The sequence below is a fragment of the Microbacterium sp. cx-59 genome (genome assembly GCF_020805625.1).
Taxonomy (GTDB): Bacteria; Actinomycetota; Actinomycetes; order Actinomycetales; family Microbacteriaceae; genus Microbacterium.
On record NZ_JAJHGO010000007.1, the window covers coordinates 268,933 to 281,813 of the forward strand.

The window sequence follows — 12,881 nt, forward strand, 5'->3', positions numbered from 1 at the left end:
ACACCGATTCGTTCCTCACGCCCGTTAGCCAGTAGAGCTACCGCGCACGGCGGGACTCGAACGCGGTCAGGACGATCCTGGCGGCGACGATCCTGTGAACAGCCGCGCCCGAGTGGATACTTGCCGCGCATCGGAGTCCGGGATTGCGCCGGTCACTGCATCGGGCTCGAGATAGAAGTAGGCGCCGGTCTGGCCGTCCAGCTGTACGCCGACCCAGAGGTAGCCGTTGTTGGCGATTTCTTGCTTGGTGGCACATCCTGTGGCGCCCAGTTGTGGGTCGCTCAAGACCCGTATCGCGAGACAGATTGACGCCGGGCCTTCTCCTGTCGACGGCGATTTCGCGATCCAAACGCCGAAGTCTCCGTCGTTGGCCAGCCGTCGACTGCTGTCCCTGTCCAGACTGATACCGCCGTTGGCTCCGGTGAGCAGGTCCTCGGCAGTTTGCTCGTCCGCGAACACCGCGAATTCGACGATCAGGTCTGCCGCGGAATGAGACGCGCTAGGGGCCTCTGAGGGAGGTCTAAGCGTCGCAGACGTCCTCGGCGGGTTTTCGGTCGGGTCGGATGTACACCCCGCCACAACTCCGATCAGTCCCAAGAAAACGGCCGCGGTGATGAGCCCACGCCGTTTGCTGCACCATCGCCAGCCGGAGATGGTGCAGCAAACGTGCTTTATCGCGTAGCGAACTGGCTCATTCCTCGTCGCTGAATGCGCTCAGTCGAGTGAGACTGACGCCCGTCGGAAGTTCGATCGTGGTTGCCGCACGCTTGCTGGTCAGGGCGTGCTCGCGATAGAGGTTCTCCTGAACCTCTTCCAGACCGGCTCCGTCGATCGCGGTCTCTTCGGGCAGCAGGTACACCGGCTCGGTGTACCCGTCCGGGCTAGATATAGCTAGGGAGAGGCCCTCGGTCGCAAACTGCTCGACGCTTGCCCGGGCAACGGCCGTAACCCCATCGAGCCCCGACGCAATCAGTGCGATCTCACCGCCTTCCGACAAACCGATCCAGTAGTCGGCCGGCCCTACAGTTCCAAGACTGCGCACCGTGCTGACATCCACGTCGTCCGTGATGGCCGCTTCGAGGTCCTTGCTGAGGTCGTCACCGGAGTCGGCAATCTCGCCGAGCACGGGTAGCGCTGCGACTGCGTCATCGATCGCGGTTTCGTTTTGTGTATGAGCCGGTCCCGCAATTCGCATCGCGCCGGTTCCTCCCCAGCGATCGACCTTTAGCGAGACGGTTCCCGGGTCGCTCGGGTCGAGTACGTAATCCAACGCCCGTAACTCCTGTATGAGCCCAGGCCGTGAATAACGGCCACCGTCGTTCCATTTGACGAGGATTGAATGGAGCCACTTCGGGCGAACGTCACCGCGTTTTTCCCGGGCACCCACCCTGTGTACGAGGTACGCGTTCCGCTGATGCTTGCCGAGGCCGTGGGCCCGTACCACGTGAGCTGCTTCGCAGAATTGTTCGTGTAGACCGCCGCCCATGCCGCATGAGCAGGAACGCTCGCAAATAGCGCGCTGATCACGGTAAGGACAGCAACGCCGGCTGCGCTCACCCTCCAGCGCGTACGACTCTTCGTACCCATGAATCCCTCAATTCGAATGTCGGAAAGACCGCGTAAAACAGTTGTAAGCGCGCCTACCCCGCTGATGGGAAAGTATGGCCGCCGAGCCGGCGCGTCTATGCAAACCGGCGCTGATCCGTCACGAAACGTAATTGGGAAGCGACGCCGGGGGTGGCGATTGAGGGTTCGACAGACGCGTGCTCGACGCTCGGCACTGTTACTCGAGCTACAGACCCATCGCGCTTGGTCGAGTGACCTGTCACCTATCCGTGCAGCAGTCCTTCCGTCGCGTTCGGAAGGGGCGTTCCAATTGTGGTTTTCGCGGTGGTGTTTGCCGTCGGCTCGCTGAGCGCGGCGTCTGTCGCACAAGCGGATGAGGGCGACGATGTCGCAGCAGTTAGCCAACAGGCCCTCGACGCTGCTGAGCTGCCAGCGTCCTCCTTCCTGCTAGCTCGACGCCAGGTGTCGCAGCGGAAGGAGATGTCGCGGGGGTCTCAGTCTCACTCCCCGAAGATCCGCACGACGGAATCGTGGTCACGGGAGATGCCAGCGAGCCGATCTCCATCACGCTCCCACTTGCGGCTGCGAGCGACACTGCTCAGATCAGTAACGCCGTGGTGACGTATGGAGGCGATTCCGCATCCACCGTTCCGTTGGTTGCGGAAAACGGTACTGTGCAGATTCTGTCGGTTCTCTCTGACCCAAGTGCGCCGTCGGAGTTCTCCTATGTGATCCGCGCCGAATCTGGAGGATCGCTTTCTCCCACCGATGATGGTGGCTTCACCGTGCTTGACGCGGCGGGGGGCGAGCTGGCGACCGCCACGGCTCCATGGGCAAAGGATGCCACGGGAGCGCGGTACCCACCCACTACATTGTCTCGGGTAACACCGTAACCCGAGTCGTAGACCCGAGCGGCCTGTCGGCCGACCAGTACCCGGTGGTAGCGGACCCGGCCCTTTCGGTGAGCGGTTACGAGTACGTCGCAGTCAACGTAACTACAAAGACGCAGCAGCCGAACTACAACAAGCTGATCTGCGGGTGTCGAATCGGGGCCGCAAACTCAACATGCACAATTACAGGCGCAACCGTAAACGCCTCCCTGGGTATTTCAGCACAACAGGTCGCATCGACTCTGGGGATCTCGGCTACCGCGAGCGTGACAGGCTCTATGGAGTGCACCTCTCCGAAGCTTTCGGCAGGTACGTCATACAAGGCGTACGTCATGGGTACATATCGGTACTTCACGCTGCAGAAGTGGAAGGTCTCGAAGAACGGAGGCGTCACTGCACGCAAACTCGATTCGACCGCCTATAACCAGGTGGCCTTCAACCCGATCAACATGATCTACTGCACAAAATGAAAACATCCACGCTTGCCAGCGCATGGCCACGAATCAGCTACTGGGCTCTCTGGGTCACAGGCGTGATCGGAATCATAGTCGGCATCATTCTCCTGTCAGCCGGCAGCACAGTCGAGTGGGTACCGACCGGTGCCCCGGATACCTACGAGGCGCACCCGCTGAGCCTCGTGCCTGTTGGCACCGCACTGACAGCCGGTGGGTCTCTCGTGATCGTGACTCTTCTGATACTGGAAGCATTCGTCGGCCCGCTGCACCGTCGACGTGATGACAGTGCAGACTGACGAAGCCTCACTACGTGGTCTGCAGGCAGCACACAGCGGGGCCGCGGACCCACCCCTGACCGTCAGCGAGAAGGCCCCGAATCCCGCGTGGTTACGCGGATCTCGGGGCCTTCTCAATGGCGGTGACGGTGGGATTTGAACCCACGGTAGGGGTGAACCTACACAACATTTCGAGTGTTGCACCTTCGGCCGCTCGGACACGTCACCGCCGGAAAGCTTACGTCAGGTTCCGGGGTGCCGCCAATCGGCGGCGATCCGCTACTTCACGAGGGCCGCGGTCTGCGCGATCACGTCGACCGCACGGGACGGCTCATCGATGCCGGCGGCGAAGACGTACGTCGCCGTGAACCCCGCCGCAGCGAGATCATCGACGCGGGAAGCGACCGCATCCGGCGTCGATCCGGGGTTGATCGCGATCATCGCGGTCTTCTCGATCTCGTCGTAGTCGCGGCCGACCGTCGCGCAGTGCTCGCGGAGCACATCGAGCTTGTGCGTCGGCACACCCTCCATCGCGCTCAGGTTGCACGCGTCGGCGTACTGGGCCACCAGCTTGAGGGTCTTCTTCTCTCCCCCGCCGCCGATCATCAGGTACGGCTTCGTGACGTTCTGCGGAGAGTTCAACGTGCGCTCGAGCTGCCAGATCGCCCCCTCGTAGGGCTCTTCCGAGGCCGACCACATCTGCAGACAGATCTGCAGGGTCTCCTCGAGCTCGCGGAAGCGCTGCGCGACCGGCGGGAACGGGAACCCGAGACCCTTGCACTCCTCTTCATTCCACGCCGCCCCGATCCCGAGACCCACGCGCCCGCCCGACAACACGTTGAGCGTCGAGATCTGCTTCGCCAGCAGCGACGGATGCCGATAGATCACGCCCGTGACGAGCGTGTGCAGCAGCGCCTTCTCGGTGTGCGCCGCGATGAAGCCGAGCGTGGCGTACGCCTCGAGCATCTCGTGCTCGACCGGCCCGATGCCCGGCAGCTGCCAGAAATGGTCCATGACCGTGATGCGCTGGATGCCCGCCGCCTCGGCGTTCCGCACATGCGCCGCGAGCGCCGGACCCAGCTGAGCGGGGCCGCTCTTCCAGGTGAAGTCCGCGATGTGGATACCGAATTCCATGCGAAGTCCGTCCCGGGCGGATGCCGCATCCGCCCTCCGCAGATCAGGCTACGACCGCGACGGCCGCCGCGGCGGCGATTTCGCGAGGGTCATCACCGGTCCCCAGGTTCGCTAACTCCTCCAATTCCGCGCGTGCGGCGCCTGCCATCGCGTGTGCGCGGCGTATTGGAGGAGTTAGCCGGGATTACTCACGGCTCCGGCGCTCGCCCCGATGTCCGGGCGCTGACAGACTGAAGCCATGTCTGCGATCGAGAACTCCAAGCTCACCGTTGTCGGCGCCGGAAGCGTCGGCTCCAGCGTCGCCTATGCCGCCCTCATCCGCGGTTCCGCCCGTCACATCGCGCTCTACGACATCGCCACCGCGAAGGTCGAAGCCGAAGTGCTCGACCTCGCCCACGGCACCCAGTTCACCGGCTCGAGCGACATCACCGGCGGCAGCGACCTGTCGGTGGTCGAAGGCTCGCACGTCGTCGTCATCACCGCCGGCGCGAAGCAGAACCCGGGCCAGACCCGCATCGAACTCGCCGGCACCAACGCCCGCATCCTGAAGACGATGCTGCCGCAGCTGCTCGAGGTCGCCCCGAACGCCATCTACGTCATCGTCACGAACCCCTGCGACGTGCTGACCGTCCTCGCACAGGAGTCCACCGGCCTGCCGCCCGAGCGCATCTTCGCCTCGGGCACGGTACTGGACACTTCCCGGCTGCGGTGGAAGCTTGCGCAGCGCGCCGGCGTCTCGCCCTCGAGCGTGCACGCGCACATCGTCGGTGAGCACGGCGACACCGAGTTCCCACTGTGGTCGGCCGCCAGCATCGGCACCGTCCCCGTGCTCGACTGGCAGACCGCCGAGCACCCGCGGATGACCCCCGACGAGCTCGACGAGATCGCCGTCGACGTCCGCGACGCCGCCTACAAGGTCATCCTCGGAAAGGGCGCCACGAACTACGCGATCGGCCTCTCGAGCGCCCGCATCGTCGAGGCGATCCTGCACGACGAGCACGCGGTCATGCCGGTGTCGACCGTGCTGAACGACTACCACGGCATCAGCGGTGTCGCCCTCTCGGTGCCCTCGATCGTCAGCGCGTCCGGCGCGTTCCCGATCCCCGAGACGGCCTACAGCGAGCGCGAGCTGGAGCTGCTCCGCCACTCGGCTCAGGAGCTGCGGACGGTCGCCGACTCGCTACGCTGAGGCGTGTGATCGAGCTCGCCCACGCATCCTGGACCGACGTCGCAGAGTTCCTCGGAACGGGATCCCGGGTCGCGGTTCTGCCGTTCGGCGCGCTCGAGCAGCACGGCCCGCACCTTCCGCTGTCGACCGACACGATCCAGGCGGATGCGGTCGCCCGGCGCCTCGCGGAACGTCTCGACGCGGCGCTCCTTCCGGCCATCCCGCTCGGCAACACGTGGAGCAACGATGCCCTCCCGGGCACCGTGTCGCTCAGCGCCGATACCGTGACGGCGATCTGCGCGGATGTGGCCGCCGCCGTCGAGCGCGCGGGGTTCGCGATGCTGGTCGTCGTGAACGGCGACTTCGGTAACCGGGTGCCGCTGCAGCGCGCCGCGGAATCCTTCGCGGCACGTGACGCAATGCCGGTGATCGTGCTCGACTACCCGGGTCTCGTCGAGATCGGCGACGCCGTGAAGGAGTCGCCCTGGGCGGCGCCCGGGCTCTGCCACGCCGACGAGCTCGAGACGTCGATGGTGCTCGCCGCCGCCCCCGCGCTCGTTCAGCGGGAGCGGATGGCGCCGGAGTACCCGGAACTGCCCGCCGACTTCGGGCTGCGCCAGATGGCGCTCGCTCCCCTGTCGCGCACCGGCGTGTTCGGCGACCCGCGCCCGGCCACGGCGGAGAAGGGCGAGCGGATCTTCGCCCACGTCGTCGACGAGAGCGAGCGGATCGTGCGCCGCGTGCAGGCCGCCCTCGAGCGCGCCTGACCGCGAGTCAGACGGCCTGCGCGCCGGGGATCGTGTCAGACGGCGAGCGCGCCTGACCGCGAGTCAGACGGCGAGCGCGCCTGAAGCGAATCAGACGGCCTGCGCGCCGGGGATCGCCCCGATGAGTTCGCGCGTGTAGGGGTCGCCGGGTTCGGAGAAGATCCGCTCGGCGGTCGCCTGTTCGAGGATGCGACCCCCGCGCATCACCGCCACGCGATCGGAGATCTGCCGGATCACGCCCAGGTCGTGGGAGATGAACAGGTACGTGAGCGCGTACTCCGCCTGCAGGTCGACGAGCAGCTGCAGCACCTGCTCCTGCACCGACACGTCGAGGGCCGACACCGGCTCGTCGAGCACGACGAGCTCGGGACGGAGCGCCAGCGCCCGCGCGATCGCGACACGCTGCCGTTGCCCGCCCGACAACTGCGCCGGCCGCCGCGAGAGCAGCTCGGGGGCGAGGCGCACCTGCGCGAGAAGGTCCTTCACGATCGAGGTGCGCTCACCGCGGGCGACCCCGAACGCGTGCAGCGGTTCGGCGATGATCCGGGCGACCGTCATCCGCGGATCGAGCGACCCGAACGGGTTCTGGTAGACCACCTGGATGCGCCGGCGCAGCTGACGGAGCGCCGCCCCGTTCAGATCGGTGATGTCGGCGCCGTCGAAGACGATGCTGCCGGTGTCGGACGCGATGATCCGCGCCACCATCCGCGCCGTCGTGCTCTTACCCGACCCGGATTCGCCGACGAGCGAGAACGTGCTGCCGCGGGGAACGTCGAACTCGACGGCGTCGACCGCGCGCAGGGCCTTCGCCCCCGTGCCGTAGGTCTTGCCGAGACCCGTGACCCGGAGGAGGGGCTCTGCGGTGGCGCCCTCGGATGCGGATGCGGCTCCCGACACGACCCCCGCGGACGGCTGGAGCCGGCGGCTGTTCAGCCCGGGCGCGGCGGCCACGAGGCGCTGCGTGTACGGATGCGAGGGAGAGGAGAGCACGTCCGACGCGAGACCGCTCTCGACGATCACGCCCTTCTCGACCACGACGATCCGGTGCGCGCGATCGGCCGCGACCGCGAGATCGTGGGTGACCAGCAGCACGGCGGTGCCGTGCGCCAGCGCGAGCGCCTGCATCCGGTCGAGCACGTGACGTTGCACGGTCGCGTCGAGCGCGCTCGTGGGTTCGTCGGCGATCACGAGGTCCGGTTCGCAGGCCCACGCGATTCCGATCAAGATGCGTTGACGCAGGCCCCCCGACAGTTCGTGCGGGTACTGGTGCGCGCGGAGCGCCGGGTCGGGCACGCCGACCTCGCCGATGATCTCGATCGCGCGCGCGGCCGCATCCGCCCGGGACAGATCGCGGTGTCGACGCAGCGTCTCCGCGATCTGCTCGCCGACCCGCATCAGCGGGTTGAGCGAGTGCGACGGGTCCTGCGGCACGAAGCCGATCCGTCCGCCTCGGATGCGGCGGAGCGCACCGGTCGAGGTCTTCTGCAGGTCGGTGCCGTCGAAGACGATCGCCCCTCCCCGCACGTGCGCCTCGACCGGCAACAGCCGCACGAGGGCGTGCGCGATCGTGCTCTTGCCCGATCCCGACTCGCCGACCACGGCGACGATCTCGCCGCGGTCGATCTCGAGATCGATGCCGCGGAGGGCCGCGTGGGCCCGGCGGCCGGCGCCGTAGTCGACGCGGAGTCCGGAGACGCGGAGCAGGGCGGTCATCGATCTCCTCCGATGAAACGGGCGACACGGTTGACCGACAGCACGACGGCGAGGATGACAGCACCCGGCAGCAGGCTCAGCCAGGGCGCGGTGGCGACGAAGTCGCGTCCGGCCGACACGAGCGAACCCCACTCCGGGGCGGGCGGCTGGGCACCGAAGCCGAGGAAGCTCAGCGCCGAGACCGCGAGGATGGCGAGGGCGAGCTCGAGCGAGGCCATCGCGATGATCGGGCGGGCGGCGTTCGGCAGCACGTGCCGCACGAGCACCGCCGGACCCCGTGCGCCGAGGGTGCGCGCGGCCTCCACGTACTCCTCACCCCGCACGCGCAGCACCTGCGCGCGCATGACGCGGGCGAACGATCCGGCCGTCCCGAGCCCGACGCCGAGGGCGATCGAGAGCGGGCCGAACCCGAGCGAGGCGACGACGATGAGGGCCAGCAGGATGCCGGGGATCGCGATGAGCACGTCGATGAAGCGCATCGTCACGAAGTCGACGGCGCCGCCGACGTAGCCGGTCACCAGACCGATAATCGATCCGACCAGCACGCCGCCGATCACGGCGAGGGCGGCGGAGGTCAGCGACAACTGCGCACCGTAGATCACGCGCGAGAAGACATCGCGCGCGAGATGGTCGGTGCCGAAGAGGTGCTCGAGGCTCGGAGCGCCGAGCCTCGCCGTGCCGACCGAGTCGTAGGGGTCGTAGGGCGCCAGCAGCTGCGGCGCGATCATCGCGACGACGGTCACGAGTAGCACGAGCAGCGAGAGCAGAAGACCGGGCTTGCGGAGGACGCTCATCGCGTCACCACCTTCCGACCGCCGAGGCGGGTGCGGGTGCGGGGGTCGATGACCCCGTAGAGGCCGTCGACGACGAGGGTAACCACCGCGTAGACGATCGCGACGACCACGACGACACCCATCACGACGTTGACGTCACGGGCGAGCACGGCGTCCACCGTGAGACGCCCGATTCCGTCGCGAGAGAAGACGGTCTCCACGACCGCCGTGCCCCCGGCGAGGTAGCCGATCTGCAACCCGATGATCGTGATGGAGGGCAGCAGGGCGTTCCGGAGCACATGGCGCACCACCACGGTGCGCTGGGCGAGGCCCTTCGCGTTCGCGGTGAAGACGAAGGGACTCGCGCCGGCGTCGAAGACGGCGGCCGAGAACACCTGGAAGAAGATGGCGCCCGTCGGCAGCGCGAGGGTGATGCCGGGCAGCACGACCGAGACGAACCCGTTCGTGCCGGATGCGGGGAACCACCCGAGCCCGAACGAGAACACGCTGATCAGGACGAGGCCGCTGAGGAACGCGGGGATCGCGATACCGAGCGGAGGGATGCCGGTCACGACGTTCCGCATCCACGCCGGGCGGGCGACGTACGCCCACACCGTGAAGGCGAGTGCCACCAGGAAGCCGACGACCAGCGCGAAGACGGCGACCGCCGCGGTGTTCGGGAAGGCGCGGCCGATCATGTCGACGACGGGCTGACCCGTCGCGATCGACACCCCGAGGTCGCCCCGGAACAGGCCGAGGAAGTTCACCAGGTACTGCTGCCAGACCGGCCCGTCGAGCCCGTATCGCGCACGGAGCGCGTCGAGCTCGACGGGGTCGGTCGAGGTGGCATCCCCGCCGCGCAACGAGAGCGCGGCGAGGACAGGGTCGCCGGGCAGCGCGTGGATCAGCACGAAGGCGACGGTGTAGGTCGCCCAGACCACGAAGAGGCACTGAAGGATCTTCGGGATCAGGAAGCGCGCGACGGCTGCCGCACGACCTCCTCCGCTCGCTGTTCGCACGCGCTGCGCCGGCACGGTCATCAGTCGGAGACCACCGCGGTGTCGTACAGGTGCAGGCGCGCGGCCGAGTCGAAGGTGATTCCTTCGACGCCGGCACGCGAGCCGTGCAGCTGCACGGTCTCGAGCGTGGGGATCACGTACGCGCGCTCCGCGACGATCTGCTGGATCTCGGCGACGATGTCCTGGCGGGCGTCGACGTCGGCCGTCTGGGACTGCTCCTGCAGGAGGCCCTCGAGCTCCGCGTCGTCGACGATGCCCCAGCGGGATGCCGACGAGGTCGACAGCAGGGTGCGCAGCGCATCCGGGTCGGTGCGGGTGAGGCCGGCGCCGAGCATGTCGTACTCGCCGGAGGCGATCGCACCGAAGAAGTCACCCGAGGAGACCATGTTGAGCTGCAGGTCAATGCCGACCTCGCGGAGCTGGATCTGCGCGGCCTCGAGCACGTCCTGTGCGTAGAAGGCGGTGACGGTGACGGTCAGCGGCTGGCCGTCCTTCTCGTAGATCCCGTCGGCACCGAGCGTCCAGCCATCGCCCTCGAGCAGCTCCTTCGCGCCGTCGGCGTCATAGGCGAGCGTGTCACCGAGGTCGACGTAGCCGGGGGTCGACGACGTCAGCACGCTCGTGGGCGCCTGGCCGCTGATCGAGCCGGTCAGCACGTTGATCTGGTCGCGGTCCAGGCCCTTGCTGATCGCCTGGCGCACGGCCTCATCGGCGAGCACGCCGCGGCTCGTGTTGATGACCAGCGAGTTCGGAACTCCCGGGTTGGCCTTGGCGTAGAGGTGGTAGTCGTCGGAGGAGAACCGCGACTCATCGACGTAGGGGACGTCCTGGATGACGTCGTACTCGCCCGACTCGAGACCGCCCGTACGAACGCTCGGCTCGGCGATGATCGGGAAGCTCACGGAGTCGAGGTACGCCTCGCCCTGGTGGCCGCGGAGCTCGGACGCCCAGTCGTAGCCGGCGCGCTTGACGATCTCGACCGAGTCGTTCGGCACGTAGGAGTCGAGCACGAACGGACCGGTTCCGACGACCGACTGGCAGCGGTCCTCGGAGGATGCGGCCACCGTGTCGGCCGAGAGAAGGCCGAGCGAGATGGTCGTCGCGCCCTGCTGGAACTGCACGTTCGGCGCCGAGAAGGCGACGGTGAAGTGCGTGTCGTCGGTGACCTCGGTGCCGGCGTAGCCCGCGAGGTAGCCGTTGGCGAGCGACGCAGATGCGCCGAGCGCGACGATCGCGTCGAAGTTCGCGGCCACGACGTCGGAGGTGAGCGCCGTTCCGTCGCTGAAGGTCACGCCGTCGCGCAGCGTGAAGCTGTAGGAGGTGAGGTCATCGCTCACGTCCCATTCGCTCGCGAGCCACGGCACGATCTCGCCGGTGTCGGGGTTCTGGTCGAGCAGCGAGTCCGTCAGCTGACGGCCGATGTTCAACGACGTGGTGAGCGACGTCTGCTGCGGGTCGAGGCAGGTGGGATCACCGGCGATCGCGAAGGAGATGTCCTGGGCGACGTCGGCGCCGGGGGTCGCGGACGAATCGGCGCTTCCGGCGGAACAACCGGCGAGGGCGACGACCGACAGGCCGGCGATGAGCGGGACGGCGAGGCGCCGGAATCCGCGGGTTCGAGAGTGGGTCACTGTGTCTCCTTGATGCCGATGAGGCAGATTCGGGGCGGGGCTGTGTTGCAGGGGGATGCGACCGCTACGCCGGAAGGGCGCCGGCCACGAGCTCGCCGCGGGCAACGACGGCCACGATGTTCTCGGTTCTGAGGTCGTCGATGTTCTGCCACGGCGTACCGCGCACGACGACGAAGTCTGCGCCGTGGCCGGGCTGCAGCCGGCCGACGGTGCCGGTGAGGCGGATGGCGTCCGCCGCATCCGACGTACCTGCCTGCAGCGCTCGCTCGGAGGTCCACCCGAACGCACGCTTCATCAGGCGGAGCTCTTCGAGCTGGTCGCCGAATCGCACCATGACGCCGTTGGCGTCGGTGCCGAGCACGAACCGGATGCCGGCCGCTGCGGCGCCGACGAAGTTGTGGTCGCGTTCGGTCACGACGGCGCGAGCCTTCTCGGCGGCGTCCTCGCTGACGGCGATGCGACGGTCGGCGATCGCGTCGTTGATGAGCAGCGTCGGGGCCACCGGCAGGTTGCGCTCCAGGAGCGTCTCCCAGTGCCGTTCCTCGATGCCGGTGCCGTGCTCGATGGAGTCGACCTCGAACTCGAGCGCGATGTCGACACCCTCGGCCGTGTGCGTATGGGCAGCCACGAGCATGCCGAGCGCGTGCGCCTCGTCGACGGTCGCCGCGATCTCCTGGCGAGTCTGGTTGCGCCAGCCGACCTTGTCGCCGATCGAGAGCACCCCGCCGCTCGTGAAGATCTTGATGCCGTCGGCTCCCGATCGCGCCCACTGGCGCACGAGCTTGCGGCACTCATCGGGCGAGTCGGCAACGGGCGGGCGGTGCGGGTAGTGCGGCGGGACGAAGAGATCGCCGTGCCCCGCCGTCATGCCGACGGCGCCGTGCACGAGCAGTCGCGGGCCGGGGATGAGGCCGGCCGCGAGCGCGCGGGCGGCGGAGAACTGCACGTCGCTGCCCGACAGGTCGCGGAGGGTGGTGACCCCGGCGGCGGCGGCGTTCCGCGCGTGCGCCACGACGTGCAGCGAACGCTCCGAGGCGGGGGTGATCAGCGGCCACGTCATCCAGTCGCCGGCCGGCGCGCCCGCGGAGGCGTCGAGGTGCACGTGGGTGTCGATGAGACCCGGGATGATGCTGAACTCGGACGGCGCGGCGGCCGTCGGCTGCACCGACGTGATGCGATCGCCCTGCCACGAGAGCGTCGCGGTGCCGCGGTCGCGGTCGCCGTCCCAAACGGGAAGGCCGGTGACGTGCTGTTCGCTCGCGGGCACGGGGAACTCCTTGAAGCAACGGTTGGATGAGGCAGCGGGGCCGGGCTCGGATCGCCCTGCTGGTCCGCCACCATACCCGCCGAGTCGCCCCACAGATCGACAAGTTGCGCTTCGTGACGCGAATATTTACGCGAACGAAACACTGCGACCCGCTGATTCATTGAGCCCGAACTCTACCGGAAACCGAGTGTCGCTACAGTTTGCAGACACTTGTCGATAACTG

At 67.7% G+C, this 12,881-nt stretch carries 12 protein-coding genes and 1 tRNA gene; 4 read left to right on the top strand and 9 right to left on the bottom strand.

What is annotated here, in order from left to right:
- Window positions 1-66: 66 nt before the first annotated feature.
- On the bottom strand, window positions 67-459 hold the full coding sequence (locus LMI96_RS08750) for a hypothetical protein (RefSeq protein ID WP_228361206.1): 393 nt from the start codon (window positions 457-459) through the stop codon (window positions 67-69).
- Between the two features lie 232 nt (window positions 460-691).
- Window positions 692-1,270, bottom strand: coding sequence for a hypothetical protein (locus tag LMI96_RS08755; RefSeq protein WP_228361207.1), 579 nt, complete (start codon window positions 1,268-1,270; stop codon window positions 692-694).
- Window positions 1,271-2,788: 1,518 nt separating this feature from the next.
- On the opposite strand from LMI96_RS08755, the gene LMI96_RS08760 reads away from it, so the two are divergent.
- The gene (locus tag LMI96_RS08760) at window positions 2,789-2,926 is read left to right on the top strand and encodes a hypothetical protein (RefSeq protein WP_228361208.1); all 138 of its coding nucleotides are present in this window, start codon (window positions 2,789-2,791) and stop codon (window positions 2,924-2,926) included.
- The gene (locus LMI96_RS08765) at window positions 2,923-3,207 is read left to right on the top strand and encodes a hypothetical protein (protein WP_228361209.1); all 285 of its coding nucleotides are present in this window, start codon (window positions 2,923-2,925) and stop codon (window positions 3,205-3,207) included. Before LMI96_RS08760 ends, LMI96_RS08765 begins: the two co-directional genes overlap by 4 nt.
- 117 nt (window positions 3,208-3,324) lie before the next feature.
- Here LMI96_RS08765 and LMI96_RS08770 read toward each other — a convergent pair.
- Window positions 3,325-3,414 (bottom strand) — tRNA-Ser (locus LMI96_RS08770).
- 51 nt (window positions 3,415-3,465) lie between these two features.
- Entirely contained in the window at window positions 3,466-4,320 is an 855-nt protein-coding gene (locus LMI96_RS08775) for an LLM class F420-dependent oxidoreductase (RefSeq protein WP_228361210.1), read from the bottom strand.
- A gap of 238 nt (window positions 4,321-4,558) precedes the next feature.
- Between LMI96_RS08775 and LMI96_RS08780 the strand changes: the two genes are divergently transcribed.
- Together LMI96_RS08780 and LMI96_RS08785 are read left to right on the top strand one after the other, a co-directional pair.
- On the top strand, window positions 4,559-5,509 hold the full coding sequence (locus LMI96_RS08780; protein ID WP_228361211.1) for an L-lactate dehydrogenase: 951 nt from the start codon (window positions 4,559-4,561) through the stop codon (window positions 5,507-5,509).
- A gap of 5 nt (window positions 5,510-5,514) precedes the next feature.
- Complete coding sequence (locus LMI96_RS08785) at window positions 5,515-6,255, top strand: creatininase family protein (RefSeq protein ID WP_223722289.1); 741 nt, start codon at window positions 5,515-5,517, stop codon at window positions 6,253-6,255.
- Window positions 6,256-6,345: 90 nt separating this feature from the next.
- On the opposite strand, the gene LMI96_RS08790 is transcribed toward LMI96_RS08785, so the two are convergent.
- The 5 genes from LMI96_RS08790 to LMI96_RS08810 all read right to left on the bottom strand — a co-directional run bounded on the left by LMI96_RS08790 (window position 6,346) and on the right by LMI96_RS08810 (window position 12,658).
- Complete coding sequence (locus LMI96_RS08790) at window positions 6,346-7,968, bottom strand: ABC transporter ATP-binding protein (RefSeq protein ID WP_228361212.1); 1,623 nt, start codon at window positions 7,966-7,968, stop codon at window positions 6,346-6,348.
- Window positions 7,965-8,762, bottom strand: coding sequence for an ABC transporter permease (locus tag LMI96_RS08795; protein ID WP_228361213.1), 798 nt, complete (start codon window positions 8,760-8,762; stop codon window positions 7,965-7,967). The genes LMI96_RS08790 and LMI96_RS08795 overlap by 4 nt, the downstream gene beginning before the upstream one ends.
- Window positions 8,759-9,781 (bottom strand): ABC transporter permease, encoded by a 1,023-nt coding sequence (locus tag LMI96_RS08800; protein WP_223722286.1) that lies wholly within the window; start codon window positions 9,779-9,781, stop codon window positions 8,759-8,761. The genes LMI96_RS08795 and LMI96_RS08800 overlap by 4 nt, the downstream gene beginning before the upstream one ends.
- Window positions 9,781-11,391: an ABC transporter substrate-binding protein gene (locus LMI96_RS08805; RefSeq protein ID WP_223722285.1), complete on the bottom strand. Its 1,611-nt coding sequence runs from the start codon at window positions 11,389-11,391 to the stop codon at window positions 9,781-9,783. The genes LMI96_RS08800 and LMI96_RS08805 overlap by 1 nt, the downstream gene beginning before the upstream one ends.
- 64 nt (window positions 11,392-11,455) lie before the next feature.
- Window positions 11,456-12,658 (bottom strand): amidohydrolase family protein, encoded by a 1,203-nt coding sequence (locus tag LMI96_RS08810; protein WP_223722284.1) that lies wholly within the window; start codon window positions 12,656-12,658, stop codon window positions 11,456-11,458.
- Between the last annotated feature and the right edge of the window lie 223 nt (window positions 12,659-12,881).

What these genes read in the sequence shown, in the direction of transcription:
- LMI96_RS08760 (WP_228361208.1), top strand. Translation starts at nt 2,789, where the DNA reads ATGGGTACATATCGGTACTTCACGCTGCAGAAGTGGAAGGTCTCGAAG.
- LMI96_RS08765 (WP_228361209.1), top strand. Translation starts at nt 2,923, where the DNA reads ATGAAAACATCCACGCTTGCCAGCGCATGGCCACGAATCAGCTACTGG.
- LMI96_RS08775 (WP_228361210.1), bottom strand. Translation starts at nt 4,320, where the DNA reads ATGGAATTCGGTATCCACATCGCGGACTTCACCTGGAAGAGCGGCCCC.
- LMI96_RS08780 (WP_228361211.1), top strand. Translation starts at nt 4,559, where the DNA reads ATGTCTGCGATCGAGAACTCCAAGCTCACCGTTGTCGGCGCCGGAAGC.
- LMI96_RS08790 (WP_228361212.1), bottom strand. Translation starts at nt 7,968, where the DNA reads ATGACCGCCCTGCTCCGCGTCTCCGGACTCCGCGTCGACTACGGCGCC.
- LMI96_RS08795 (WP_228361213.1), bottom strand. Translation starts at nt 8,762, where the DNA reads ATGAGCGTCCTCCGCAAGCCCGGTCTTCTGCTCTCGCTGCTCGTGCTA.
- LMI96_RS08800 (WP_223722286.1), bottom strand. Translation starts at nt 9,781, where the DNA reads ATGACCGTGCCGGCGCAGCGCGTGCGAACAGCGAGCGGAGGAGGTCGT.